This is a genomic window from Chitinophaga sp. W2I13 (assembly GCF_050434005.1).
GTDB lineage: Bacteria > Bacteroidota > Bacteroidia > Chitinophagales > Chitinophagaceae > Chitinophaga.
Genome location: NZ_JBNPWD010000001.1, coordinates 5,315,494 through 5,341,623 on the forward strand (window position 1 = coordinate 5,315,494; position 26,130 = coordinate 5,341,623).

The window sequence follows — 26,130 nt, forward strand, 5'->3', positions numbered from 1 at the left end:
TGTTTATTGCCAGTCGAAAATCTGTTTCAGTGCAGGATTCAGCGCTACCTGCGTATAGGGTACCGGGCGGTAGTAATACTTGGGCTCCGTGAACTTGCGCAGGTTGGTTTCCGTTACCAGGGTGCCGCCTGCAACGCCATTTTTCAGGTATACGGTTACGTTTTCCCCGATGCTGCCGGCTTTATAGTAAACCAGCGTGATACCGAGGGAATTCTTTTCTTTTTTATCTTCTGCAGGAATATCTGTGCCTTTATCTATCAGGATAATATCTTCCACGCCATCGCCGGTAAGATCAAATTTACCTAAGCCGGGGAAGTACATGCCTTCCGGGATTTTCTCCAGCAGTTTACCGGCATGCCATCTCATAAGGTCGTCATAGCGGTAACCTTCCATGGCGAACTCGATTCTTTTTTCGCGGCGTATTTCCAGCAGCACACCTTTCATGGCGCCGGTTACATCCGGGTATTTTGCGGCCTGTACGGGATCGGGGGCCGCATTGCTGGTGGCCAGGTTCAGTGCAGGCATACCGGCGCGTGCGCGCAGCAGGTTTACCGACTGATCGAGGTCGGTTTGTGTGAGCGTATTCAGTTCCGCTTTGGCTTCTGCAAGGGTAAGCAGGGCTTCGGCGTAGCGGTACACGGGAAAGTCCACGCTATTGGCAATCACATTGTCGTTGCTGTTAATATATCCCTTCAGCTGGTGGTAGCCGGTGAAGTTTTTATTCAGCCGCTGAATATACGGCCTGGTATCGCTGACGCGGGCGAAGCCCGGTCCTGCAAGGGTTTGGCGCATACGCGGGTCCCGGTTCTGGAATTCGGCTACAAAGGTTAGCTTATCATAACCAGGGATATCGGTGAAGCGTTTACCATCTTTCATCAGGTAGGTTTGTACCAGGTCGCGGGAAACGGATTGTTCATAATCCCCGAAAACGTTCCCGTTGATATTGCCGCCACGTCCTTTGTTCAAATCGTAAATATTGGTGAGGATTACTTCCTTGTTAAGCAGGAGATCCTGGCTGGAAAACAGGGCGGCATAATCCTGGTCGGGTTTACCGGTGTTGTAAATGGTAAAGTTGCCGGAGTTGATAATATCCTGTGCCTGTACCCGTGCGCTGTCGAGGAAACGTGCGGCGGTGCCTGCGAGGTTCAGTTCCGGGTGATATTTACGGTAGGTACCTTCAAACAGGGCAATACGGGCGTAGAGCATTTTAGCTGCCCACAGTCCGGGTGTGCCGGCAGGTACGCTGGCCCGGATGTGTGTAGTGGCAAACACGAGATCGGCCATCATACTGTCTACCACCATGGTGCGGGGATCGCGGGCTTTGAGCAGGTCAGCATCGCCGGGATTCAATGTCCTGCCATACCAGGGAACATCAGAATAGCGGGCGATTTTATTAAAGTAAAACCGGGCGCGGTAATACCTGGCCAGCCCGGCATAATGATCTTTGATGTCCTGGGTAACAGCGGCCTTGTTGTAATTGTCGAGGAAGTAATTCACGTCACGGAGCCTGTTCCACTCCCAGCCGCTGGTAATGGTTTGAGAGCTGGGTGAACCGATCATGATATTTTTTATTTCCACAGCAGCAGTAGTAGCAGCGTTGTCGCTGTTCTGATCCCCGAGGTATTCATCGGTGCCTGCCTGGTTAAGAAGTCCGTTCACATAGAGGGAAAGGTCTTCCTCGGTTTTAAAGAACAGTTCAGGAGAAATAGCATCCTGTGGATATCGATCGAGGAAATCCTTTTTGCAGGAAGCGCTGATCACCATTACCCCGATAATTATGTAGCTCGTAAATTTTTTCATGTTGCAATGTTTAACGTTCCGGTTTTACAGGTCAAGATTTAATCCTACTGCATATTTGCGCTGGTAAGGATATGCCCATCCATAGCCATCAATAATGGATTCCGGATCCAGGTATTTTTTGATGGAGGAGAATTCAAAGATGTTTTCACCCGTTACGTAGATGCGTAAACGATTGATGTGATAACGCCTGGTGAGTGATGCAGGCAGGGTGTAACCCAGGGTGACATTCTTGATACGCAGGTATGCTGCATTCAGCATGTATTTGGATTGCGGAATATCCAGCCCTTTTTTATCATTGTTATCTGCGAGCCACGATTGTAACACCGGGAAGTACGAATTGGTATTGGCATCTGCCAATCCTGCTTTGATATAGGATTCGCTATGCTGTGCGCGGGTAGCTTCGTTGTCGGCGGTAGCCCGGTAATAGTCGAGGTTCCAGGGGTAAATGCTGGCGTATGGCTGTTGGTACGGGCCCCAGAATAAATAGTGATGCGGGTAGTAGTCCATTTTCCCGATGCCCTGGAGGAAAACCGAAAGATCGATGCCATTCCAGTTCATGTCGAGGTTTACGCCAAAGCGGTAATGCGGGCTGGTATTACCGATCACTTTCAGGTCTTTGGGATCTTTGACAGAAATACCCTGTTCAATTTTGCCGTTACCGTCCAGGTCTATGTACTTAGGCCATCCTTCTACGATTTCGAGGGCGCCCCAGGGGATGATGGCAGATTGATCCAGTTTATTGATCTCATCTTTATTTTTAAAATAGCCATCGTTGGTAAGTCCCCATATTTCGCCATAGGTTTGACCTTCCCAATACCTGGAGCCAAACAGTTGCTGGTCGTTCTTAAAACGGGTGATCTTTGTTTTATCATCTGATAAAATAACTTTTATTCCGAAGCCCAGTGGTTTGGAAGCCACGTTAAAGTCGTTGCGGTAGCCGAGGCTCAGTTCCCATCCGCGGGTGGACAGATCGGCCACGTTTTGGTTTGGAGCGCGGGTACCCAGTACGGCGGGTAATTCCTGCCCTGCGGCCAACATGCCGGTGGTGTTACGGATAAAGTAGTCGAAGCTGGCCTGGAATTTATTCTGCACAAAGCCCATGTCGGTACCCACGTTGGTGGTGGTTACTTTTTCCCAGGTGTAGTTGGCCGGATCTACCTGCAGTGATGGTGCGCCGGTAACCACAGTTTGACCAGCATTGCCGCCGATCAGGTAGTCTGATTTTTTGGTGCCCAGGGTTTGGAGATAGCCAAAATAAGCTACGCTCTGATTACCCAAACTTCCGTAGGATCCCCTGAATTTGAGGGTGGAAATTACCGGCAGCGTATTCCGCATAAAGCTCTCTTCGCTGGCGATCCAGGCCGCAGATACAGAAGGGAACATTCCCCAGCGGTTGCTGGAAGGGAAGCGGGAAGACCCATCGTACCGGCCATTTGCTTCTATGATGTAGCGGTCTTTAAAAGTGTAATTAATTCTCCCGAAAAAACTACGGATAGCATACGAATAATATTCCGTACCCACCGCCGGATCACCACTGGTAAGCGCGATGTAGGGGAGGGAAGAAGAGATCAGGTTTTGCTTGGATGCATTGATCAGCTGCCACTCATAACTTTCCTGGTTGTAACCGGCCAGTAAAGTGATGTTGTGTACTTTGCCGAGGGTTTTGTGGTAATTGGCAAAGAGGTCTATTACATCATGACTGATAGTTCCGTTATTCTCCGTCACCGCGCCGTTACCACCTTCCTGGCGGACATCGTCTGGTCCGTAGCCGATCTTATATTTTTTCTGGTCGATGTGGTATTTCCAGAGTTCTCTTTTGATGCTGGCATCGCCGGTGATGGTGAGTTCATTGTTAAGGAAAGAAGCTACGCCGCGGATGATATCCTGGAAACCAAAACGGGTTTGGGTGTTGCGCCCTCCGTCTACCAGTTTGGCAGCTAAATTTCCTGCGGCGGTGTTGGCCCAGGTGCCGTCCGGATTTACGGCTACCTGGGTGGGTTGCAGGTAGTATACGTCCGTAATGTTATAGGCTGGCGCGTCGGCTTTTGTCTGGTAGATGTTCATATTATTATCTACCTGTAACCATTTGATAGGTTTGAGGCTGATCTTTCCACGCAATCCGTAACGTCCCCAGTCGTCTTTTGCCAGTTTATTCAACCCGTTTTCTTTGGTATAGTCGGCAGAGAGCAGGTAGCTGATGGGTAATTTCTTCGCTGTTTCTGCGCTTCCGCTGAGGGAAATAGCGTGATACTGGGAAAAATTATTTTTACTGAAGAAGTAATCATTCCAGTTGTTGCTGCCCATGTACGCCCATTTGGTAGGATCGCTCGGATCAACGCGGGTATCAGGCAGGGAAGGGTTTTCGGATCTTTCTTTTGCCCATTTATAATACTCGTCGGAATAGTTTACATAGTCCCACGGCGTATTATCGGTAGCTGTTTCCAATACGCGTGAGTAAATATAGGGATCGGTGATAGCGTCCGGCATAATGGTGCGGCGCGACATGGCGAAGTAGTTACTATAGCTGACGGTTTGTTTGCCGCCGGTGGTACCTTGTTTGGTGGTGATGAGAATAACGCCGTAGGCCGCGCGTGCACCGTAAATGGCGGCAGAAGCGGCATCGCGTAAAACGGAGATGGACGCGATATCTGCGGGGTTGATGCGTAACAGGTCGTCCATTACTGCGGCAATACCATCGATAACGATAAGCGGAGCAATATTACCGTTAGAAGAAGCGATACTGGCCACACCCCTGATGTTGATGGTAGGCGTTTGTCCGGGCCGGCCGCCAGGGTAGCTGATATTCAGCCCGGGACTGAGGCCCTGCAAGCCCTGCATCACATTGGCAATGGGACGGGCAGCCAGTTGTTTACCGGAGATCTGGTCGATGGCGCCGGTTACGTTCAGCTTTTTCTGCGTACCATAACCTACCACAATCACTTCTTCCATAGAATTTTTTGAAGGTTCCATGGTGATGGTAAGGGTTTCGCGGCCGCTGAGTGACACTTCCTGCTGATCAAAGCCTACGTAGGTAAGCACGAGGATGGCATTTTCAGGTACCTTTAATTCAAAGTCGCCTTTTACATCCGTAACAGTGCCTATGGACGTGTTTTTAAGCCTTACGCTTACGCCTGGCAATACCTCGCCGGTAGGATTCACTACGTGTCCTTTTACCAGGTTGTCTTTACTCACCACCGCCTCCGGGGCAATCACGATCAGTTTGTCGGACATTTTCCGGAAGTGAAGGGAGGTATTGTTGAGGATTTCGTTCAATACTTTGTCGATAGACCAATCTTTTGCATCGATGGATATTTTATGGTTTAACGGAAGATTATCATCGTTATAAACAAACCTGTAATGGCTGTTCTTCTCCAGCAGGGTGAGGGCTTTATCCAACTGCACCTGCGTGAGCTTCACTGTTATGGTGGATTGAGAATGTACCTTTGCGCTTACGTGTAAACAGGCAACGGTGACAAGCAGCATAGAAAGCTTCATAAAAATTAACAGTTTATACAACCTCCGGCCGGGCGGAAGCCAATTGTCCACTGTACTTTTTTTCATACATTTGTTTTGTTGGTTAATTAATTTGTTGATGGAAAGTTTACCCAATACAAAGCTGTTAACCGATATTTACACGGGGAATGGTGCGAACATTTCCCGTTTTTTTTCGGTTTTAAGCGGTCCTTGATAAATTAGTAATTACTCGTTGTTCAGACTGTCAGTTTGATTTTTTTACAGGTGAAGAAATGTTAGTCAATCCATATTTTGCCTTCTGCATCTTTATGCCATGAAAACGATAGGGTTGTTTCCAGGGCATTCAATACTTCTTCCAGGCTTTCTGATTCGAAAACACCAGTAAAGTAGAGTTGTTTTTTACGGTTGTCACTAAAGTTGATTTCCACCCCATACCACTGCTCCAGCATATATACTACTTTGTCGAGCTGCATATGTTTAAAGGCCAGTTTGTTTTGTACCCAGGCCGTTTCCGGAATGATGCTATCTCTTAATGTGGTGAGTTTGGTTTTATATACGACGACAGGGATATTTACTGTGGTGGTGTTTTCTGTTGTTGCGGCTGTTTGCGGGTGTACAGGCACTGTCAGTTTTTCGTTGGGCTTCAGCGATACTACCTGGCTGGAAGCATCATTCAGCACCACTTCCACGGAGCCTTGCACGAGCGATGCTACTGCACTGTCTTCCTGCGGATAGGCCCTTACATTAAAGGAAGTACCGAGTACTCTTACATTAAAGGCTTTCGTATGAACGCGGAAGGGGCGTTCCGCATCGGCGGTTACCATGAAAAAGGCTTCTCCTTCCAGGGTAACTTCCCGTGGCTGATGTGCGGCGAATTGTTGGGGATAGTCCAGTTTACTGCCGGCATTGAGCCATACCCTGCTACCATCGGGTAACAGCACCTGTGAGCGCATGCGTTTGTCGGTAACCAGCTGTGATAAAGCCGGTGGCAGTTTTGCTTTTTGTGTGTACCGCCAATATCCGCCCAGGGCGAAGAGCAGGAGAAGTCCTGCTGCGATGCCGCTGTACAGCAACCATCTGCGTCCGCCTGCGGGCGTTTCCTCATAGGGCGTAGTGTCGGGCAGGTTTTGCAGGCGTTGCTGGTGTTTTTCCAGTTGCAGCTGCACCTGCATTGGTGTGTATACTTTACCTGCCGGTGCCCAGTTTTGCGCAAACACTTCCCGGATGTAGCTGGCATCCGGGTATTGCTGCAGCAATTGTTCCAATGCAGCAGCTTCTTTTTCAGTTAATTCGCCGGCCATTTCGCGGGCCAGCAACGCATAAAGTTTTTCCTGATCCATAGTGTCAGTGAAGAACAAAAAGGCGCCTGTTTTAGTGTAGGAGGCAATTTTGTTCCTGCATCTATAAGAAGGACAAACTAAACAGTGAAAGTTCCCTAAAGGAAATCAAAAAAAAATTATGAGTCCAGCCGGAGGTAGGTTTGGGCGGTTTCGTCGGAGAGGTCGAAGCGGATGGCCTGGGATATTTTTTTAACGGCGATGGTGAGTTGTGCGTCTACCGTTTTAGTGGAAATATTCAGTAGCTCTGCTACTTCGCGGTAGCTGAGGCGGTCTTGTTTTATTAAGCGGAAAATCAGCTGGCAGCGGGACGGCAGGCTGCGGATGGCCCTTTCTATTTTTTGAGATACTTCGGCGGATACCATCCCGTTCTCTGCATCGGGGGCAATGGCCAGCATGTCTGTATTCAACGCATCCAGTGAATGATGCTGATGTCTTTTCTGTTGGCGGAGCGTGTTCAGGGAAAGATTTTTAGTGCTTACATAAAGGTATACCACCGGGTTTTGTACATGCGACAAATCATTCCGCTTTTGCCACAATGAAAGAAATACATCCGACACAATTTCTTCTGCCAGATGGAATGATGAAACAATGGATGCAGAAAAGTGTATCAGCCGGGCACATAATGCTATGTATAGTTCATTGTACGCCTGGATACTGTTGTCATAGCAGACCCTTTCAAAAAGCCCTTTTATCTGCTCATTTTCTCTCATGGCGCAAAAATATATAAATCGGAATAAGTCTGTTATTAAGTGTTTGTTACGGTTTTGGTTGATCCGGCATTCTTTTCATAACTCAATGGACAGCAATATATACATTTCCCCCGGTATTCCATGAGAGGGTTCATAATAAACGTTTTACTTATCTTTACCTATTAGCATGACCGATTCTCCATCCATAAAGTTATCTGTTCTTACCGGGAAAATCCAGCAGGCGCTTCAACAGGTGTTTGCGGAGCAAACTTATTGGGTAGTGGCAGATATCACCAATCATTCTTATTACCAGCAAAAGGGATATCATTATTTCGACCTGGTGGAAAAAGAAGAACATGCGGGTGGTATTGTGGCCAAAGTTTCGGCGGTTGCCTGGGGAAATGGCGCTATCCGGGTAAAGGAATTTGAAATTGTTACCGGGCAGCAGTTTAAGAACGATATTCACGTATTGGTAAAGGTATCTGTAGGATACCACCAGGTGCATGGATTACAGATCACGCTGCTGGATATAGATACCAGTTTTACGGTGGGATTGCTGGAGCAGCAGAAGCAGCAAACCCTGTTGCGGCTTACCACTGAATGCGCCGATTATATCCGTAAGTCGGGCGACCGCTACATTACCCGCAACAACCAGTTGCCGTTGCCTGCTGTGATCCAGCGGCTGGCGGTGATTACATCCGGCAACTCCGCCGGGTACCAGGATTTCCGGCACACACTGGAGCACAATCATTTCGGGTATACCTTTAAAATCGACAACTATTTCACCGTAGTGCAGGGGGAAACAAAAGCGGAGCTGGTGCAACAGCGGCTGATAGACATCTACCAGCGCGGGGTGCCATACGATGCTGTGGTAATTATCCGTGGGGGCGGTGCGCAAACCGACTTCCTGATCTTCGATACTTTTATCCTGGGCAGGGCGGTGGCAAAGTTCCCTATCCCCGTGATCACCGGGATAGGGCATCAGAAAAATGAAACCATCACGGATATGATGGCGCATACCGCCACCAAAACGCCTACCAAAGCGGCGGAGCTGATCATTGCGCACAACCGGTTGTTTGAAGAAGCGGTGGTCAATATGCAACAGAATATTATCATCCGTTCGCAGCAGTTGTTTTCCGCGCATTTCCAGGCATTATCTTATCTCAACAATGCCATCATTAACCAGTCGCGCACACTGCTGGCCAATCATAAAGAAGCGTTGCATGCGCGTAACAACGTGGTGCTGCATACTTCGAAGTCGATATTGCTGAACCGCCACCGGGAGCTGATGACTGTATCCAACGCGGTGTTATCCAAACCGCGGATCATTGTTTCCAACCGGCTGAATGACCTTAGCAATATGGTAGGTCGTTTCCGTTCGTTCAGCAGGCTATTTATTCAAAGCAAAAGGGGGCAGGTAGCGCATTACGACTCCCTGTTCAAACTGATGAGTCCTGCCAGTATCCTGAAACGCGGCTTTGCCATTGTATACCAGGACGGGCACATTCTTCCCGATGCAACCTCCCTCCAGCCGGGAAGTCATATCACGGTGCTGTTGCAGGATGCATCGCTGGAAGCAACTATTACTGAAAAAAATACTGTACATGAGCCAGGAACTGACATATGAAGCTGCCTATAATGAATTGCAGCTGATCGCTGAAGAAATAGAGAATGAAGCTGTTTCGGTAGATCTGCTGGCAGAAAAGGTAAAACGGGCGGCTATTCTTATTGAATTTTGCCAGCAAAAATTACGCGCCACCGAAACGGAGGTGAATAATATTATTAAACAGATGGAGGGGAATAAGTAAGCTTCTTACCAGGTAGCCATAGGGGTAAACCTGCTTCGCAGTGGCTTAGGACATACCTGGCGCATGCCTTATTCACGGAGGAAACACGGAGGTGATGTGGAGGTGACGTGGACTTGATCTGGGAACCTTCTGCTGTAAAGGATTTGAGGCCGGTGAAGCGATGGTGTTTAGACAGAAAAGCTGCCTTCTCCCTAGAAAACCTCGTTAATGCCAAAGTAAAAACCCTGCTGATCTTTTCCCCTGCCATAATCCAGCCGGATATTGACTCTTTTTTTAAACTCCCAGCGGTAGCCGATGCCATAGCTGACCAGTGACTGGCGGAATTCAAACTCATTGAAGCGGGGAAACACGTTGCCGCCACCTACCCATAGGGCCAGACCGCTGCGGTTGTAGATCTTCTGGCGGAGTTCCACCTGTGCGGCCACGTAGTTTTTGTCGCGGAACCGGCCTTCATAATAGCCCCGGAGACGGCTGGAGCCACCGGCTTCACCGAGCAGGCTCCAGGGAACATCGCCACTGCGTTCTTCTGCATACAGATCGGTGGCCAGTACGGCGCCTTTCCATAGTTGTTTGTACCAGTCGAACTGCAGATCCAGTTGCGAAAATACGGCTTTATTGCCCATGAACGAGGGGAAGAAACGGTATCCCAACCGTATATACATGCCTTTGTAGGCATTGGGAATAAAGTCGCGGGTGTCGTATACAATAAATGGGCCGGCCCCGATGCCGAGTACCTTTCCGGGAACCATCAGGGGTTTGCCGCCGGCAGTATCCAGTTTTTTGGTTTGTACGTTCTGGATTTGTGTGCAGAGGCCCACGAACAGGTTTCCGTTCACGTTGATGCTGAAGTCGGCCTGGAGTTTTTCTGTGAGCTGCACGTATTCCGTATAATCATCTTTGCGGCTGCCGGCTTCATAGCCGATGCCCCAGTATTTATTGGGCCGGGAGCTGAAGGAGGCTTTTAACGCCAGCCGGAACCGGTCGTGCGGAAATATAGTGGTGTTGCTGATGCCGATTCCATAAAAGCCGGTGAGGGCGCCGGAGGCGTACACGGCGGCGTTGGAAACGGGCAGCAGGGAGTCGTTTTTATCTGTTTTGTATTGTGCGGCCATCATTACGGCCAGTCCGAAGCTGGTTTCGGGAGTGTATACGGGGCCGCCGATGAAGCTGAGATCTACCTTCTTCTTTTTCTTTTCTACGTTGGTATGCTGGAGGTAATACTTGATGTTATCAAAAAAACCTTTGGGCGCTGAGATGGTGGCTGTTGAGTCTGCCGTGCTTTCCTGCTGGGCATACCCTACAGCAGGCGTAACCAGTAGCAGTAGTAGTAAAATCTTTCTATCCATGTATGACAATGGAATGAATATAGGACGATTTTCAGAAAATTGACGTGGGGGTATGCAAAAAGTGTGTTAAAACATATAACGGACAGCAGCACGGGGCTGGCCCGGCTGCTGTTGTTTTATAGGGGGAAAACAAATTAATCGATGAGCAATTGTGTCACGGCGGCGGTATTCAGGGCCCATTGCATGGTATACACTTCGTCGGCGTTTGTGTCGCTGGTCAGTTGTAATTGCTGGGCCTCCGCTTTGGCGGCTAACAGCTGGCCAATGCTTAGTTTGCTGTCCAGTTTTTTCAGGATAGCCTGTACATTGGCGGTGCTGAGGTCCTGTATCATCTGGCCATCGAAAGCCATTTCCAGCCAGATGATTTCCCGTGCGGCTACGTCCAGGACGCCGAATACGAGTCCTTTGGTTAATCCGCCCGTAACGCGCACCATATGATCCACGCAGGATGGGTCGTAGGCTACCCCTTTCGCGGATACCTTCATCGGGTGTTTGCTGTTCATCCATCCCAGTACCAGGTTCACGGCGATGGCGCCCTGGCTGTAGGCATTGCAGGTGAAAGTAACATACTGTGCGCCGGCCTTGGCCAATGCAGGAATGTCTATTTCAATGTATTCCGCTGTACCTACTTTTTCCGGTATCGAGCGGATATCCCCGCTATGGATACACCCGGTTGTTTTCAGATATTGGAAGGAGCAGGTATCTGTACGGTTGTTGTCGTAGGCAATACGGCAGCTCAGGTCCATATCCAGGTGCTGGGCGGCTAATCCTTTACCCCATTGCATGAACAGGATGATTTTATCGCTTTCCACTTTAAACCGGGTACCCATTAACGCGCCTGGCAGGTCTTGTACCTGTTCGCTGCGGTCGCCGATAGCCAGCGGTATTTTAAACAGCTCCGGTGCAATGTAGATGCTTTGAGCAGTGGTGGCCACTGCGGCAAAGCGTTTCTTCATGGCCAGGATGCAAAGGTCAGTTACTGCCTGCTGCATTTCCTGCAACTGCTCGTCTTCATAGATGTTCATCTGCCGGTTGGCAAGGATGCTTTTCCCAATACCTCCCAGTGGTTTTACCGCACGGGTGGTGGATTTATCAAAATAATACCCTGCGTACATCTGTAAGGTCAGCAACAGCCGGGCCGGCACTTTATCCGTAATTTCCGCAAAGGCGGCGGTCACCGCTTCCGGTCCGAACCACAGCATGTTGGCAAACAGCGAGCGGGCAAAAAGACCCGGACGTTGTTTCAGCAGCTGCAGCGTGGTAGCTTCATCATAGCGCAAACGGTAGTAGTTCACCCGTTCCTGCCACACGGTATAATCCTGGCGGTAGAACCGGTCCATCAGTTCACGCAGTTTACCAAACCCTTCACGTTTGCTGAATTCCGCCAGGCGCAGGGCGCGGATGAAGCGTACCCACATCCCGCGTTGCGGGTGCATGGTTTCGCACATGGTAGTTATGTCCATTTCCAGGTTGTTCAGCCAGCGCGCGGCTATCAGTCCCTGCTGACGGCTGTATTTCAGTTTCAGGGCCGCAGCCGTTGATGCCGTTTGTACCGTAGGGTAAATATCCGGGCGGACCTGCCGCTGGTTTTTGGTTTTCCGTTTAATGATCACACCGGGTTTGATCAGCTGGAGGAACCCCGTATGTTTGTACCACAGGTAACGGAGTATATCCGTTGGCGTAGTAAACAGTTTCCCTGCCTGTTCCGCTTCATCTTTTTCGATCAGCACATCTATTACGGCTATTACGGTTTCTTTCATCCCGATTTTTACTGCTGGCAGCGGGAAGGTATGCATCAATGCCTTCAGGCTTTCCACCTGGGTAGCATCCAGTGCGGTTTTGGAGGTCAGCAGATCTTCCAGGTATTGGGCCGCCAGTTGGTCATCCCAGCGTTTCAGCACGCGGATCTTACTTCCCTGGCCTATGTTTTCCAGTTCGCCGGTTTCAAACGGTGTACCGCAGTAAGGACAGCCGTTATATCTTTCCAGCGGAAAAGTATTGGGAGGAATGATATGGCCGCATTGGAGTGTAGTACCAGGACCGTTAAATATATTAGTGAAATAAGTGACCAGGTGATCAACGAATGATTCATTGGTAGGCACCTGCCAGTTTTTTATCAGCGGGGTCCAGTTGGTGTTTACGCCCATCACTTCCCGGAATGTTTCCAGGATCGTAGCCTGGTAAGCCGGTGTGGTATGGTTCAGTGCATGCAGGAGATCTTCCGTTACGCCGAATCCCAGTTTAGCGAGATTGGCCACCAGCAAGCCGGCTGCAGGGGTGATCTGTGAGGTGTTTTCCTCCACCACTGTTTGCGGAATGTAAATCGCCTGTTGTGTTAATCCTGTTCTTAATAAAGTGTTCATTGTAATGGTAATTAATAATCAGATAATTTTGCTGCTGTTTATCCAAAAATGAAGTAAGCAACAATTGACCTCGATTCGTAAAGCAGGCTGGATTCGAACCAGCAACTCCGGATTGGAGTCTGGAAGTAAGTTTCAATTGACCCTTTGGTAATTTTAAAACTAGCGACCGGTGTTCAACCATTGAACTACTGCTTTCCCATCTTCTGCGTTAATTATAAATGTGCTTTAGGTTCGTGAAGTAACATTTATTTGACCGCTTCCGATGACACAAAGATGCGCATGTATCTGCGCAGTATAACTGCGCACTTTAATATTTATTGAAAAATAATTTTAAAGAGTTGGTTATCTGTGGTTTGTATTTCCTTCTTTCTAAAAAGAAAAAATACTACGCAGGTATAATGCGCAGTATTTTTGTTTCTTTGTACAAATTATTAGTATGTCCATCAATAAACTGGCGTTGATCCGGTACAAAGCCATTGATGAGTGCCTGCGTAACCGTTATCGTAAATGGACGCTGGAAGATCTCATTGAAAAAGTAGCGGAGGTGTTGTATGATCTTGAAGGCATCAGCAGCGGGGTGAGTAAACGCACCATACAGGCGGATATTCAGCTGATGCGCAGCGATAAACTGGGTTATAATGCGCCTATTATTGTGAAGGACCGTAAGTATTATGCTTACAGTGATGCGGCCTATAGCATTACCAATGCGCCCATTAACAATGCAGATGTAGATAAAATGAAAGAAATAGTAGCGGTGCTGAAACAGTTTAACGGCTTCAGTTATTTCGATGATATGAGCGACATGATTGCCCGGCTGGAAAACAACCTGTATAAATCTACGGACGCACATCTCAACTGCATCCAGCTGGAAAATAACCATCGGCTGCTGGGCTTATCGCATATCAACCCGCTTTACCAGGCAATCCTGCATAAAAAAGCCCTCCTGGTAGAATATAAATCTTTTAAAGCCAGTAAAGCGCAGGAGTTTATCTGTTATCCCTACCTGCTGAAAGAATACCGTAACCGCTGGTTCCTTATTACGCGGAATAAACGCACCCCGCAGCTGGTTACCCTCGCGCTGGACAGGATCATCAGCATACAGGAATTACCGAAAGAGCAATTTATGGCCTGGGACGGAATGCCCTTTGACGAATATTATGATAACCTCATTGGCGTTACCAAAACGGAAAAAGATCCTGCACATAAAGTAGTGCTGCAAATTGATAACAAGCATGCACCTTATGTGCTTACAAAGCCGCTGCATCATTCGCAGGAAATATTAAAGGAAGATGAACAGGCCACCATCGTGAGTATCGACGTGGTACTGAACTTTGAACTGGAGCGGGAAATCCTGGGATTCGGGGAACATATAAAGGTACTGTCCCCCAAATCCCTGGCTAAAAAAATTGCATTGCGACTGGCACAGGCCGCGCAGGAGTACGAATAACGCGTATGCCTGCACGATAATTTACCCGCTGATTTTATGATAGATGACTGTGTCAGAAGCCAGTTGTTGTAAACGGTAACCACCGGTATCCAGTTTCAGTTTGGGTAAAGCTTGCTGGAGTTGCCGGAGCGCTGCCGGTGTAAAGCCTGCCTGGTATACATATAACTGTTGCAGTTTTTTATTTTGCTGCAGCGATAATAATCCTTCTGCATTTACCGCCGTTCCGGCGAGATTCAGATACCGCAATTCCCTGCAGTTGCCCAGCTCTTTTAAGCCATTACCTTTAATGGCAGTATTCCTCAGATCCAGGCGGGTGAGCTTCTTCAGCTGACCGAGCACGGCCAATGCGCTGTCGGTAATGGCCGTACCGGAAAGGTCCAGCCAGATCAGTTGCTCCTTTAAGCCCAGCAACAACTGCATATCACGGTTGCTGAAGCCGGCGGCATTGATGGCGTCTACAGTGAGGTAATGACTGCCAGCGCCCACCGGCATTACTTTTACTTTTAGTGCTTCCAGGGCAGCCATCTTTTGTTCACTGGCCGCACCGGTATTTTCTTCCGGAACAAATTCCTGTTTATCCAGTGGGGTAGCGGGTTGCATTCCTTCCAGCACCGCCATGATCCGGGGCGTTTTTTCCAGCTCTTTTACTGTTTTGCCCGCAGGAGCGCCTTCCGCTATCCACCAGTGCAACAGTTCCAGTTCCTGCGGCGTTACGGACGGTTTGCCTTTTGGCGGCATCCGGTGTTCGTCTTCTTCAGGGAGTATCAGACGTTTGAATAATTCGCTTTCTTCCGGGAGACTGTCCTTTAGCACTGGTCCGTGCTCTCCGCCTTTACGGATGAGGGCAATGGATTCCAGCCGCAGACCGCCTTTCAGCTTCTGTTCATTATGACAGCCATAGCAACGGTTGGTGAGTACCGGCCGCACCAGGTCTTCATACAAACGGGCATCGCCAATATTCGTATAAGCGGCGGCGTTAGTCACTGCTTTGTTCATGCCGGTGATCCGCTGTAACGGGGCGGGCATGGCCTGGGTGAGGTAGTCATCGCCGTGGGTAAGACTACCGCCGTAATGCCCGGCGGCGCCCAGCAGCAATACCATCAGCAGGGCAGCAGGCAGTTGCAGGCGGGGAAAGCGGTGTTTGTTTCTTTCCAGCAGGTACAACCCGGTGCTGATAACGGCTACGCCTATACCGAGATATTTATGCGTTTGCAGTAATGTTTCTTCGTACCCTCCATCGAGAGACAGGAGGTAGCCGGTGAGGCAGCTGAGTATGGCTGACAAGGCAGCCGCCAGCAATACTGCCGGCAGGGCTGTTTGTACATGCCGCCACTTTTCCCTGCGCGCCAGCAGTGTTAATATAAATGCAATAATTAAAATGCCGATAGGCAGGTGTACCAGTAAAGGATGCGAACGTCCAATAAACATACTCCAGCTGCCGCTACTGATCAATAATCTCATGGTTTGCTGTAACGTTGTTTTAGCTGGTTCATCATAAATACATTAATATCCCATTGATCGGCTACCGGCTGCCTGGTATAGGGCAGGGTAGGCAGGTAATCGGCCGGACCAAACTCCGTGAGGAAGGTAAGCGGTTTGCCGGCGGCCTGGTGCCGTTGCACGATCTGATCCCACCAGCTGAAATGTGCTTTCACTGCGGCGGCCCATTCCGGCGCGCGGGGATCGTTCACCTGCGGTCCTTCCGGATGCCCGATGCGGGCGTGTATATGGCCTGCGCGTGCCAATGCTTTGGCTACTGTAGCCTGTTGGTCCTGCAATAAGGTTTCGTGTACATTGCACCAGTGTGAAATATCGAGGGTAAGGCGCAGGTCGGGTTTTGCATCGATGAATTTACCGGCAATATGTGCTGCAAACAACATGCGTGAGCGGTGTGTTTCATGGTATACCGGAATGCCTGTTTGTTTAGATATCCGGTTGGTCATATCTATTAATGCACTGTTTTGTTCAAAGGAAAAATAATCTCTTCCGGAGTGGCAGTTGATATACAGCGGTTTGACTTTATTATTGCCGGTGGCTGCTTTCAGCATGGTTTCAAACTGCTGCGCATGTTTCGTATAGTCGCTGTCGTAACCCGCGCATAAATAACCTACTTCCAGTCCGTGTTGTTCCACTGCGGCAAATAGTTCCTGTTGGGCGGCAGTTTCGTTGGGCCACCATATTTCGAGTCCGTCGTATCCTGCCTTTTTTGCCTGTGCGCAAAAGTCGTTGATGCTGCCGTTGTAGCCCCAGTTGGTGGCCAGTACAATAAGGCGGTATCCGTCTTTTGCGGCGGCGGGTATTCCTGTGGCAAATGCCGGCAGGGAAGGGATACATAATGCGGAACCCAGTATGGCTGATTGTTTGATAAAATTTCTCCTGTTACTGTTCATGTACGGTTTAGCTTAGTATGGGTGTAATTACTTTTCCGCCGGTGTCTGTAAGGCGGAATGGCCGGCCCTGGAACTGGTAGGTGAGCTTTTCATGATCGAAGCCCAGCTGTTGCAGGATGGTGGCATGAATATCGTTGATGGCTACTTTTCCTTTCACGGCTGCATAGCCTATTTCATCGGTTTCTCCGTAGGAAAATCCTTTTTTGATACCGGCGCCCGCCATCCACATGGTGAAGGCTTCTACGTGGTGATCGCGGCCCAGGAAGGGCATGTCTTTGCCGTCCCTGTTTTCCTGCATAGGTGTTCTGCCAAATTCGCCACCCCATACTACCAGGGTTTCATCCAGCAAGCCGCGTTGTTTCAGGTCCTGCAGCAGTGCGGTAATGGGACGGTCAATTTCGCGGCATTTATTACGGAAGCCGTAGTCGATGGCCAGGTTTTCATCTGTACCATGACTATCCCAGCCCCAGTCGTACAGCTGTACAAACCGTACGCCTTTCTCCACGAGCTTGCGGGCCAGGAGGCAGTTGTTGGCAAATGATTCCTTGCCTGGCTGTGTGCCATACATTTCATGAATATAATCCGGTTCCTTGTTGATGTTCATTACTTCGGGTACGGAGATCTGCATTTTATAGGCGAGCTCGTACTGTGAGATGCGCGACAGGGTTTCCGGGTCGCCAAAGGTGGTGTATTCCTGTTTGTTGATTTCGTTGATGGCATTGATAGATTCCTTGCGCAGGTCGCGGCTCATGCCTTCCGGATCGGTGAGGTACAGTACGGGTTCTCCCTTGGTGCGGCATTGTACGCCCTGGTATACGGAGGGAAGGAAACCGCTGCCCCATACGCTTTTGCCGGCGTCGGGAGTTTTACCACCGGAGGTAAGTACTACAAAGCCGGGGAGGTTATCGTTTTCGGAACCGAGGCCGTAAGTCACCCATGAGCCGATGCTGGGCCGCCCGAGCCGCGCGCTGCCGGTTTGCATGAGCAGTTGAGCGGGGCCGTGGTTGAACTGGTCTGTTTGCACGGCTTTCAAAAAGCTCACGTCGTCCGCCATGGTAGCGAAATGTGGCAGGTGGTCGGACACCCAGGCGCGTGATTCCCCGTGTTGGGAGAAGACGGCCTGTGGTCCCAGCATTTTAGGAACGCCGCGGATGAAGGCAAACTTTTTACCTTCCAGCAGGGATGGAGGACACAGTTGATTATGTAATTTTTGCAGGGCGGGTTTATAGTCGAACAGTTCCAGCTGGGAGGGTGCCCCTGCCATGTGGAGGTAGATCACGCTTTTTGCCCGTGCGGGAAACTGTGGTACGCGGGGCGCCATTGGGTTGCCCGCGAGGTCCAGCAAGGTTTTGGTGCTGCTGCCGCAGCTGGCCAGGAAAGAGCTGAAGGCGGCTGCGCCCAGGCCTTTCACACAGTCCGTGAGGAAGTGGCGGCGGGTGAAATACCGCAGTGTTTGATCGTTTGCTTCCTTTATCAGTCGTGCATGCTTAGTCATACCGGATCAGGATTTAGTCAGGAATTCATCCAGGTTCATAATAGCGTTGGCTACTACGGTGAGTGCTGCCAGTTCCGCTTTTTGTGGTGTATTATCTTTGTGTTGCAACAGTTTGTCGGCTTCCGCGGGTTTTTGTTTGTATTCCGCGAGTGCCTGTTTATACAGTGTTTGCAATACTTTCAGTTTATTTTCAGGCAATGGTTTGTACATAGCGGTCTGATAACCCCAACGGATACCCGCAGTGGCGTCGTTGCCGCCATTTTTCAGCATATGCCTGGCCAGTGAGGCAGCGGTTTCCACATATACCGGGTCGTTGAGGGTAACCAGTGCCTGTAGTGGCGTGTTGGTGCGGATGCGCCGTTGCAGGCATACTTCGCGGCTGCTGCCGTCGAAGGAGAGCATGGACGGATAGGGGCTGGTACGTTTTTGGAAAACATATACTGCCCGGCGGTACTGGTTGCCGTCGTCGGCAGTTTTCCAGTAGGCGCCGCTCCAAACGGATTGCCAGATGTTATCGGGTTGATATGGCATGATGCTGGGGCCGTGTAGCTGAGGGTTGAGGAGGCCGCTCACGGTGAGTGCCTGGTCTCTTACTTCTTCTGCTGTAAGCCTGAAATGCGGGCCCCTGGCGAGCAGGCGGTTAGCCGGATCTTTTTCCTGCAGTTCCGGTGTGCTGGCAGAGGATTGTTTATAAGCGGCAGATAATACGATTTCGCGCAGCATTGGTTTTACATGCCATTTGTATTTGTGCATAAACTGGTAGGCCAGGTAATCGAGCAGTTCGGGATGCGACGGGGTGAAACCCTGTGTGCCAAAGTCTTCTATGGTTTCCACGATGCCGGTGCCAAAGATCTGTTCCCATAAACGGTTCACCATTACGCGGGCCGTGAGGGGATTTTTTGTATCGGTGAGCCACATGGCGAAACCTAGCCGGTTGCGTGGCGCTTTTGCGGGGAATGGGTTCAGGGAGTGTGGTACATCCGGTGTAACTGCTTTCCCTTTTACCATCCAGTTGCCGCGTTCAAACACGTTGGTGACGCGTGCCATTACCGGCGGATTTTCTATCATCACCGGTACGTCGTCTGGGTTTTGGTTAATGAGTGTTAACCAGGTGTTGTTGATCTGATCATAACCTGGTTTTCCTTTACCGGGAATGTCGTCGCGGTAGGCGAACCATTCCACGCTGCACACCGCATCTGCGGGGTTGAGGGAAGGGTTGCGGAAAATGAGGTAAAGATCATGTGTGCCTGTTACCGGTGGCAGTGGCATACTGATGGCGAGCCGCCCGTTGGTGGGGGCCAGTGTATGTTTGATAATGGTGCGGCCATTTAAGCTGTCGAGTCTGAATTCTACGGAGCCGCCTTTGCTGCCGGTCCAGTAGTTCATGAGCAGTTGTGTTTTGCCTTCCAGGTTTTGTTTGGGAAGGCGGCAGCTGCCGTTATTCCGGATGCCCATGTATTTGGTATCCAGCAGGGCGCCGTTGATATAGTTATCGGCAACGTGGGCGTGTACTTTTGGTTCCAGTACTTTCAGGAATTCCTGTATATCTTTTGCCTGTTGGGTGGTACCGTTTTGCGCTACCCAGTCGCTTACCTTTTTTACTTCTGCCGTACTAACGCTGTCGTACAAACGAAGTTTAGGATGTTCCATGTGGGTATCTTCATCACGGGTATTATTAAGGAAGGCCATCAGTTTATAATAGTCTTCAAAGCGGAAGGGGTCGTAAGGGTGGCTGTGGCATTGCACGCATGCGATGGTAACGCCCTGGAATACATCCATGGTGGTGCTTACGCGGTCCATTACGGCGGCGGTGCGGAATTCTTCATCCTGGGTACCGCCCTCGTCGTTGGTCATGGTATTGCGGTTAAATGCCGTAGCGATGAGCTGGTCGCGGGTAGGATCGGGGAGCAGGTCGCCGGCCAGTTGTTCGATGGTGAAGCTGTCGTACGGCATATCGCTGTTAAATGCGTCAATCACCCAGTCGCGGTACCGCCATATTTTCCGGCTGTCGTCCCTTTCGTAACCTTTAGTATCGGAGTAGCGGGCGAGGTCGAGCCACATGGCGGCCCAGCGTTCACCGTAGTGTGGCGATTGCAGGAGGCTGTCCACTATTTTTTCATAGGCGTGTTCGTCGGTGCTGGCGGCAAACTGCTGTGCCATTTCAGGTGTTGGCGGCAAACCGGTAAGATCGAGGCTTACGCGGCGGAGCAGGGTCATTTTATCTGCTTCCGGGGAGGGCTTCAATCCTTCCTGTTTCAGTTTTTCCTGTATGAAGTGGTCTATTTCGTTGCCGTTGGTAATAGTAATATCAGGTACCGGAACATTTTTGGGAGATATATACGCCCAGTGTTCTCCCCATTCCGCGCCCTGTTTCACCCAGCGGGTGAGGATATCTATTTCGGCGTTGGTGAGTGGTTCTCCTTTCTGCGGCATCCGTTCTTTTGGATCTTTGCAGGTAAGGCGGCGGATAAATTCGCTTTTTTCGGGATGACCGGGAATGATGGCGGGTTTGCCGGATTTGGTAATGCCAAGGGCTTCTTCCCGGAACAGCACACTGAATCCGCCATTTTGTTTTACTCCTCCGTGGCAACTGATACAATGCTTGTTAAGCACTGGTTTTACCTCGGTACTGAAGTCTACTTTTTTATCGGTATGGCAGGCGGCAAACAGCAGGCCTGCCCCCACTGTTATGGTGAGGCTCACTGTAATCCTCAACGTGGAGAAATGGAACATTGTTTTTTTCATTGACGTCCGTAAAAATAAGCCGGGACCATCGAATAGTGGCTAGATGATATGCTGATTATGATGGATTATCTTACGGTCAGAACTTCCTTTCCCTGTACTGATTGGGTGATACACCCATCACCTTGGTAAACATCCGGGAAAAGTAATAAGGATCTTCCATGCCAAGCAGGGCGGCTATTTCTTTGATACGTGATTGGGTGAAGAGCAGGTACTGGCAAGCCTTTTGAACCTTCAGCTGGTTGAAGTATTCGATGGGAGAGAAGCCCGTATTGGTTTTAAAGAGATAGGAGAAGTGCGATTGGGAGAGGTTTACCGCCTGTGCCATCTGTTGCAGGGTAAGCATCTGATCGAGGTGTTTATTCATATAATCGATGCACTGGTCAATGGCATCGTGTTGCTGGGCGGGCTTTCCGGGCTGTGTGAAATCCGGGTAAATGCAGGACGACAGGAACGACCAGAAATTCATGTTGGACCACACCAGGTTTTCATCGCGGTAACCCCGCTGCAGTTGGTGATAGATCCGTTCAAACAGCTGGATCCGTTCCGGGGAATGGGGAAGGAATACCCGGTTGCCATTCCATTCCCTGACCGCCGATTGTACGATCCCATCTGCGCTGGTACCCTGGAAATGCGCCCAGTAGATGGTCCAGGGATCACTCTCATCTGCGCTGTATTCATGCGCCCATTTGCGGGGCAGCAGGAAGCAATCGCCCGCCTGGATAGTATATACCTCTTTTTTCAACGTGATACTGCCCTTACCCTCCACGCAATAAATCAGGATGTGCTGCTCCGCCCCCTGCGCTCTTTTGCGGTGGTGGAACAATGCTTTCGGATAATAACCAATATCGGTGAGGTGCAAGGGTGTGAGTACCGCTTCCCGGGCACATTTCCTGCTCAGGATATTACGCGGGATCACGATCATCCGCTGGCCCTGAAATCCTTCTTTCTTCCTGATCATAACGCAGCCGGTTTTCTTCCCAAAGTAAGAAAATCCATTTTTATAACAATACTCGGTAGCGGAGGTTGTCTTACTCAGGATTAAACTTATTTCATTGATTACGCTGATTTGATCACTTTGGATTTTTATATGATTAGGGGAGATAAAAGCGGAGACGCGGATTTTGTCTTTCTCGCTGATTACGCTGATTTTACTGATTTTTACTTTTAGATTTTATAAAGGATTTTAAATGATTGGGGAGATATAAGCGAAAATATCCGCTTTTATCTCCCCAAATCTTTTAAAAATCCAAAGTGATCAAATCAGCGTAATCAGTGAAATAAGTTTAATCCTGAGTAAGACAACCTCCGCTTATTCCACGATCTCCACACCCAACCCATCCAGCAGCGACAACGCATCCGGCAAACTGAACTTCGCCTTTCTAATTTTATTGGTGTGTACATCAATGGCATACCGTTGTGCACCCACAAAGTTAGCCTGGGTGAGGTCTGTGTCGGAAAAGCGGGCTCCCGCCAGATCGGTGCCGCGGAAATCCGCCTGCGATAAATTACAGCCGGAAAAATCGGCTTCGTCTGCCTGGCAGTGGAGGAAGATCCCTTTTTTCAGATTCTTACCCGAAAAACTGCAGTAGCTCAGGCGGCTGTGGTGAAACTCTACGGTAAGTGAGTTGCGGGCATTATGCCAGGCAATACCAATGGCTTTGGTATGTTGCAGGATCACTTTGTTGAAAGAAGTTTGTTTGAATTGTATCAATGATAAATCGCATTCTTCAAAGGTGCATTTATCAAAAGTACATTCTTCAAAAACGCATTCCTTCAAACTGCATTTATAAAAATGGCAATCGTAGAACTCCCTGCCCGAGATGGTTTTGCCCTCCCAGATGATATTTTCAAATTTTTTATGTTCGTGCGAAATTTCCTGATCGTAGCCGGACACGGTGAATAGTTTAAGGTGTGAAGGTAGGGATTATGTTTTAGCAGTGAAGGCGTAAAAAAAATCATTTTGTGAGCCTGAATAGCTAAATACTGAATATCTTTATGTTTGCTTCCGGGATGTAGAAATGGAGAACCGTTCAAACAGCATACAACGAAAAATTATTCATATTGATATGGATGCGTTTTACGCATCTGTAGAGCAGCGCGATAACCCCATCTACCGCGGCAAAGCCATTGCGGTGGGCGGTTCGCCGGAAGGCCGGGGTGGAGTAGTAGCCACTGCCAGCTATGAGGCGCGCAAATTTGGCGTACGTTCCGCGATGCCTTCCAAAAGAGCGTTGCAGTTATGTCCTGAGTTGATTTTTGTCCGCCCCCGGTTTGATGCTTACAAGGAGGCTTCGCGGCATATCCGGGAAATATTTTCCCGGTATACCGATCTGATTGAGCCTTTATCGCTTGATGAAGCTTACCTGGATGTAACGGAAGACAAGCAGGGTATCGGCTCTGCCATTGAAATTGCCAAACTGATCAAGCAGGCTATCCGGGATGAGTTACAGCTGACTGCATCGGCGGGCGTGTCTGTCAATAAGTTTGTGGCTAAAATAGCGTCGGACCTCAACAAGCCGGACGGGCTTACATTTATCGGGCCATCGTCTATTGAATCGTTTATGGAAACGCTGGTGGTAGAGAAGTTTCACGGAGTGGGAAAAGTGACGGCAGATAAAATGAAAAGGATGGGACTCTTTACCGGGGCTGATCTGAAGAAATTGTCGGAGCAGGATCTGAAAACCCATTTTGGCAAGGTGGGCAGCTTTTACTACCGGATTGTGCGGGGCATAGATGACCGCGAGGTGCAGCCGCACCGGGAAACCAAATCGCTTGGCGCAGAGGATACGTTCCCCTATGATCTTACCTTGATCGCCGATATGGAAGCAGAGCTGGAGAAGATCGGGAAAACCGTATACGACCGGTTGCAGCGCTATAACCTGAAAGGCCGCACTATTACCCTGAAAATAAAATACAGTGATTTTAAACAGATCACGCGGAATCAGTCCTTTCCGTTTCCGGTAGGAGATTACGATATCATTGTAGACACGGCAAAGCAATTGCTGGCAGCTACTTATCCGGAAGATAAGCGAATCCGCCTGTTAGGCATTACTCTGTCTAATTTCAATGATGCGCCGATGAACCAGGAGAAACTTCCTCCGTCAGGACAGCTTTCGTTGTTCAATTTTGATGAATAGCGAATGTGAAAACAGCCATGTTACATGACCAGGTTGTTACGCCAGAATTCAGGTAAGTCTATTTCTGTTTCAATTTCTTCGCTTCGTTCCTGCATCAGGTCGAGCAGGTTTTTGTGAAGATCGGGATGTTCTTCCCAGAAAGCAGCAGGAACGTCGAGTACAGCTTTCAGCAGGTCGCCAGGATACATACCGGCGGTTACCAGTACATCATTTTGTAATATCTCCAGTGCTAAAGGAACCAGGTAGGAAGGATTAAAGGATTGTCCGATTAAGATCCGCAATTCGCTTGCGGCTAATTTTACTACTGGTACTTTAACTAAGGCAAGACATTTCTGAACTATTCCCGAATCTTGATCTGTGGCCGGTGCCCAACTCTTATTCTCCAACTGCTCCAAAGATTTATATCTCCAGATATCTTTCTTATTCATAAAAATGTGTCTCTCTTTTCGTGCTAATAAAATAATTAATTATGAAGATGATTTCAACGCGCAATTTTTTCTTTTGATGGTGATCATCTGTCAGAACCCGCGGAGTATTGCAGGTGTTGCGGTAGCCAGTCAGCGCCGGCGGTTATAAGAAACCAGGATCAACAGGTATAAATATAATGAATATTGTTGATGGCGAAAGAAAATTTTCCACCTTTAACATTTTATGTAACAAAACGGACCGTTAAATGAACATAAATGGTCGTGCAGGTATGATTTATATATAAATCCCCTGGCTGTTCCGCCGGGGGATTTTCGTATAATCTGTTCCGTTATTATACGGCCCGTTGGTATTTTGGCAGCACCAGCAGTTTCACGATGCTGTGCGCTGTGGCCGACAACACCAGTGCTATCAGGATAAGCAGGGACGCTTTGCCGGGGGTATCAAATACATCGATTACGCCGGAAACATTTTTACCGGCGAAAAGGACGGCAATAACGCAGGCCAGGCCTCCTGTAATCCACAGGGTAATATGCGACCATAGATATTTTTGTTTTTGAAATCCTTTTTTTCCAAATGAGGTAAACAGGAGATAAACGTGGGCCAGGAAGAATAGGGCGGCTAAGACAGTAAGTGTTGTGAGCATTCTGGTTAATTTAGGTAATGGAAAATAATCACTTGTTCTAAAATATAGAATTATTTCCACATGTACAAATGACTGCTCACAACACTGGTCTGTTTTATTCAAATTCACTGATAATGAGTTCCCGGCTGATCATCGCGCCGGCCAGGGTTCCTGCTGCTACTGATATGGCAACGCTCCTGAAAGGATTAGTGGCATCGCCGGCTGCGTATACGCCTGTTACCGTGCTGGCCTGGAATTCGTTCACTACAAGATACCCTTCCGGCGTAAGTTCGCAGCCCAGTGCTTCTGGAACGTTGCAGTGTTGCCGGAAGGCAGGTTTGTGATATAAAGCGTTCAGCGCCTGGGTGCTGCCATCTTTAAAAAGGAGTTCACTTATTTGTCCGCCTGCCTGTTTGATTTCCGTGATTTCTTTTTCATCGACCGCGATCCGGTGTTTCTGCAGTTTTCCGAGTTGTTCCGCGGTGAGTGTGGATGGGCCATTGGTGAATATAGTCAGCTGATTGGTCCAGTTGCGGATCATTTTAGCGTATTCAAAAGCGCCGTCGCCATTGGCCAGGATACCGGTGGGGGTGTCTTTTATTTCATAGCCATGGCAATAGGGGCAATGCAGTGCGGAAATCCCCCAGCATTCTGCAAATCCTTTGATAGCGGGCATTTCATCTTTTACGCCGGTAGCAAACAGGAGTCTTTTAGCTGCAAACTGTTCGCCTGCAGCGGTGGTAACTGTAAAGCTTTCCGTGGTGGAAGTGGCGCCGGTTATTGTTCCTTCCTGGAAACGTACGCTTGGGTATTGCAATACCTGGGCTTTGGCCGCAGCCGCTATGGCGGCGGGTGTAGCGCCGTCCTGGGTGAGAAAGTTGTGGGAATGCGGCGTTTGTCGGTTACAGGGTTTGCCGCTGTCTACTATCAGTACCTGCCGGCGTGCGCGGCCCAGGGCCATGGCGGCCGACAACCCCGCATAGCTGCCCCCGGCAATGATCACATCGTATGTTTGCATATGGTGGTATTTAATAATGATGTAAGA

General features: G+C 49.3%; 19 protein-coding genes and 1 tRNA gene. 4 read left to right on the top strand and 16 right to left on the bottom strand.

Annotated features, from left to right (window positions below; genetic code table 11):
* Positions 1–3: 3 nt before the first annotated feature.
* The 4 genes from QFZ48_RS21990 to QFZ48_RS22005 all read right to left on the bottom strand — a co-directional run bounded on the left by QFZ48_RS21990 (position 4) and on the right by QFZ48_RS22005 (position 7,324).
* Positions 4–1,800, bottom strand: a complete 1,797-nt coding sequence (locus QFZ48_RS21990) for a RagB/SusD family nutrient uptake outer membrane protein (RefSeq protein ID WP_429049709.1) — start codon at positions 1,798–1,800, stop codon at positions 4–6.
* Positions 1,801–1,824: 24 nt separating this feature from the next.
* Complete coding sequence (locus QFZ48_RS21995; RefSeq protein ID WP_429063640.1) at positions 1,825–5,295, bottom strand: TonB-dependent receptor; 3,471 nt, start codon at positions 5,293–5,295, stop codon at positions 1,825–1,827.
* A gap of 254 nt (positions 5,296–5,549) precedes the next feature.
* Positions 5,550–6,614: a FecR family protein gene (locus QFZ48_RS22000; protein WP_429049703.1), complete on the bottom strand. Its 1,065-nt coding sequence runs from the start codon at positions 6,612–6,614 to the stop codon at positions 5,550–5,552.
* 116 nt (positions 6,615–6,730) lie between these two features.
* Positions 6,731–7,324, bottom strand: a complete 594-nt coding sequence (locus QFZ48_RS22005) for an RNA polymerase sigma-70 factor (RefSeq protein ID WP_370907496.1) — start codon at positions 7,322–7,324, stop codon at positions 6,731–6,733.
* Between the two features lie 166 nt (positions 7,325–7,490).
* Between QFZ48_RS22005 and xseA the strand changes: the two genes are divergently transcribed.
* Positions 7,491–8,930 (top strand): exodeoxyribonuclease VII large subunit, encoded by a 1,440-nt coding sequence (xseA, locus tag QFZ48_RS22010; RefSeq protein ID WP_429049699.1) that lies wholly within the window; start codon positions 7,491–7,493, stop codon positions 8,928–8,930.
* Complete coding sequence (xseB, locus tag QFZ48_RS22015; RefSeq protein ID WP_370907494.1) at positions 8,908–9,111, top strand: exodeoxyribonuclease VII small subunit; 204 nt, start codon at positions 8,908–8,910, stop codon at positions 9,109–9,111. Before xseA ends, xseB begins: the two co-directional genes overlap by 23 nt.
* A gap of 191 nt (positions 9,112–9,302) precedes the next feature.
* On the opposite strand, the gene QFZ48_RS22020 is transcribed toward xseB, so the two are convergent.
* From QFZ48_RS22020 to QFZ48_RS22030, 3 genes are all read right to left on the bottom strand, one after another.
* Entirely contained in the window at positions 9,303–10,457 is a 1,155-nt protein-coding gene (locus QFZ48_RS22020) for a BamA/TamA family outer membrane protein (protein WP_429049696.1), read from the bottom strand.
* A 134-nt stretch (positions 10,458–10,591) separates the two neighbouring features.
* Entirely contained in the window at positions 10,592–12,820 is a 2,229-nt protein-coding gene (locus QFZ48_RS22025; protein ID WP_429063641.1) for a hypothetical protein, read from the bottom strand.
* A gap of 78 nt (positions 12,821–12,898) precedes the next feature.
* Positions 12,899–13,015: transfer RNA gene (locus tag QFZ48_RS22030), tRNA-OTHER, on the bottom strand.
* 241 nt (positions 13,016–13,256) lie between these two features.
* Here QFZ48_RS22030 and QFZ48_RS22035 point away from each other — a divergent pair.
* Positions 13,257–14,267, top strand: a complete 1,011-nt coding sequence (locus QFZ48_RS22035; RefSeq protein WP_429063643.1) for a helix-turn-helix transcriptional regulator — start codon at positions 13,257–13,259, stop codon at positions 14,265–14,267.
* Between the two features lie 21 nt (positions 14,268–14,288).
* Here the strand turns inward: QFZ48_RS22035 and QFZ48_RS22040 are convergent, their stop codons facing one another.
* From QFZ48_RS22040 to QFZ48_RS22065, 6 genes are all read right to left on the bottom strand, one after another.
* Entirely contained in the window at positions 14,289–15,728 is a 1,440-nt protein-coding gene (locus QFZ48_RS22040; protein WP_429063644.1) for a c-type cytochrome domain-containing protein, read from the bottom strand.
* A complete protein-coding gene (locus QFZ48_RS22045) occupies positions 15,725–16,657 on the bottom strand; it encodes a sugar phosphate isomerase/epimerase family protein (protein ID WP_429063645.1) in 933 nt (310 codons plus the stop codon). The genes QFZ48_RS22040 and QFZ48_RS22045 overlap by 4 nt, the downstream gene beginning before the upstream one ends.
* A 7-nt stretch (positions 16,658–16,664) precedes the next feature.
* Positions 16,665–18,152, bottom strand: a complete 1,488-nt coding sequence (locus QFZ48_RS22050; RefSeq protein ID WP_429049681.1) for a DUF1501 domain-containing protein — start codon at positions 18,150–18,152, stop codon at positions 16,665–16,667.
* Positions 18,153–18,158: 6 nt separating this feature from the next.
* Positions 18,159–20,897, bottom strand: a complete 2,739-nt coding sequence (locus tag QFZ48_RS22055; protein WP_429063647.1) for a DUF1553 domain-containing protein — start codon at positions 20,895–20,897, stop codon at positions 18,159–18,161.
* Between the two features lie 76 nt (positions 20,898–20,973).
* Complete coding sequence (locus QFZ48_RS22060) at positions 20,974–21,855, bottom strand: helix-turn-helix domain-containing protein (protein WP_429049675.1); 882 nt, start codon at positions 21,853–21,855, stop codon at positions 20,974–20,976.
* Between the two features lie 351 nt (positions 21,856–22,206).
* On the bottom strand, positions 22,207–22,791 hold the full coding sequence (locus QFZ48_RS22065; RefSeq protein ID WP_429063649.1) for a pentapeptide repeat-containing protein: 585 nt from the start codon (positions 22,789–22,791) through the stop codon (positions 22,207–22,209).
* 124 nt (positions 22,792–22,915) lie between these two features.
* On the opposite strand from QFZ48_RS22065, the gene dinB reads away from it, so the two are divergent.
* Entirely contained in the window at positions 22,916–24,034 is a 1,119-nt protein-coding gene (gene dinB, locus QFZ48_RS22070; protein WP_429049670.1) for a DNA polymerase IV, read from the top strand.
* A 20-nt stretch (positions 24,035–24,054) separates the two neighbouring features.
* On the opposite strand, the gene QFZ48_RS22075 is transcribed toward dinB, so the two are convergent.
* The 3 genes from QFZ48_RS22075 to QFZ48_RS22085 form a co-directional block, all read right to left on the bottom strand.
* A complete protein-coding gene (locus tag QFZ48_RS22075) occupies positions 24,055–24,462 on the bottom strand; it encodes a contact-dependent growth inhibition system immunity protein (RefSeq protein WP_370907483.1) in 408 nt (135 codons plus the stop codon).
* Positions 24,463–24,794: 332 nt separating this feature from the next.
* The gene (locus tag QFZ48_RS22080) at positions 24,795–25,106 is read right to left on the bottom strand and encodes a hypothetical protein (RefSeq protein ID WP_429049667.1); all 312 of its coding nucleotides are present in this window, start codon (positions 25,104–25,106) and stop codon (positions 24,795–24,797) included.
* Positions 25,107–25,200: 94 nt separating this feature from the next.
* Entirely contained in the window at positions 25,201–26,103 is a 903-nt protein-coding gene (locus QFZ48_RS22085; protein ID WP_429063650.1) for an NAD(P)/FAD-dependent oxidoreductase, read from the bottom strand.
* Positions 26,104–26,130: the final 27 nt, after the last annotated feature.

Coding starts and splice junctions, on each gene's coding strand:
- QFZ48_RS21990 (WP_429049709.1), bottom strand. CDS start 1,800: ATGAAAAAATTTACGAGCTACATAATTATCGGGGTAATGGTGATCAGC.
- QFZ48_RS21995 (WP_429063640.1), bottom strand. CDS start 5,295: ATGAAGCTTTCTATGCTGCTTGTCACCGTTGCCTGTTTACACGTAAGC.
- QFZ48_RS22000 (WP_429049703.1), bottom strand. CDS start 6,614: ATGGATCAGGAAAAACTTTATGCGTTGCTGGCCCGCGAAATGGCCGGC.
- QFZ48_RS22005 (WP_370907496.1), bottom strand. CDS start 7,324: ATGAGAGAAAATGAGCAGATAAAAGGGCTTTTTGAAAGGGTCTGCTAT.
- xseA (WP_429049699.1), top strand. CDS start 7,491: ATGACCGATTCTCCATCCATAAAGTTATCTGTTCTTACCGGGAAAATC.
- xseB (WP_370907494.1), top strand. CDS start 8,908: ATGAGCCAGGAACTGACATATGAAGCTGCCTATAATGAATTGCAGCTG.
- QFZ48_RS22020 (WP_429049696.1), bottom strand. CDS start 10,457: ATGGATAGAAAGATTTTACTACTACTGCTACTGGTTACGCCTGCTGTA.
- QFZ48_RS22025 (WP_429063641.1), bottom strand. CDS start 12,820: ATGAACACTTTATTAAGAACAGGATTAACACAACAGGCGATTTACATT.
- QFZ48_RS22035 (WP_429063643.1), top strand. CDS start 13,257: ATGTCCATCAATAAACTGGCGTTGATCCGGTACAAAGCCATTGATGAG.
- QFZ48_RS22040 (WP_429063644.1), bottom strand. CDS start 15,728: ATGAGATTATTGATCAGTAGCGGCAGCTGGAGTATGTTTATTGGACGT.
- QFZ48_RS22045 (WP_429063645.1), bottom strand. CDS start 16,657: ATGAACAGTAACAGGAGAAATTTTATCAAACAATCAGCCATACTGGGT.
- QFZ48_RS22050 (WP_429049681.1), bottom strand. CDS start 18,152: ATGACTAAGCATGCACGACTGATAAAGGAAGCAAACGATCAAACACTG.
- QFZ48_RS22055 (WP_429063647.1), bottom strand. CDS start 20,897: ATGAAAAAAACAATGTTCCATTTCTCCACGTTGAGGATTACAGTGAGC.
- QFZ48_RS22060 (WP_429049675.1), bottom strand. CDS start 21,855: ATGATCAGGAAGAAAGAAGGATTTCAGGGCCAGCGGATGATCGTGATC.
- dinB (WP_429049670.1), top strand. CDS start 22,916: ATGGAGAACCGTTCAAACAGCATACAACGAAAAATTATTCATATTGAT.
- QFZ48_RS22075 (WP_370907483.1), bottom strand. CDS start 24,462: ATGAATAAGAAAGATATCTGGAGATATAAATCTTTGGAGCAGTTGGAG.
- QFZ48_RS22080 (WP_429049667.1), bottom strand. CDS start 25,106: ATGCTCACAACACTTACTGTCTTAGCCGCCCTATTCTTCCTGGCCCAC.
- QFZ48_RS22085 (WP_429063650.1), bottom strand. CDS start 26,103: ATGCAAACATACGATGTGATCATTGCCGGGGGCAGCTATGCGGGGTTG.